We start from the raw sequence: 507 nt of genomic DNA, 5'->3' as shown, positions 1-507 counted from the left end.
GCCCGGCGTAGCAGCACCGGCACGGCCACCCGCCGCCGGAACTGCGCCGCGCTAGCCCCCAGCGTGCTGGTGAGCTGGCGGTAGTCGTCGAGACGGCTTTCCTGGTAAATGGCCTGGAACAGCAAGGTTAGAAACGGAAACGCCATGAGCACGTGCGCCAGAATGATGCCCACGCCGGATACGTCCTGCACCAACTCGGGGAAGCCCTCCAGACTACCCGTGAGGCCCAGCCCAAAGCTGAGCCGCGACAGCCACCCCGAGCGGCTCAGCAGCTGAAACAGGTAGAAACCCATCACCAGCGCGGGCATGAGCAGCGGCACGTAAAGCAGCGTCGGAAACGGCCGACGGCGCAAGGTGGCCTGCGCGCCCAGCACCAACGCCAGCGCCAACACCACCGAGATGCTCAGCGACGCACCCGCTACCCACAGGCTGAACAGGGCCGATTTCAGGAGGCCGGCGTCGGAGCCCAGCGCCTGCCAGTAGCGCCCGGTGAAGCCCGTGGCCAGC

General features: G+C 67.5%; 1 pseudogene. It reads right to left on the bottom strand.

Features of this window, described 5'->3' with window-relative positions:
• Window positions 1-507: pseudogene (locus ACYVDE_RS26065) on the bottom strand (ABC transporter permease subunit); the annotation flags it as partial.

The organism is Hymenobacter agri, from assembly GCF_054778495.1.
Note: the sequence above shows the minus strand (reverse complement) of the source record. Positions and strands in the feature narration are given on the sequence as shown.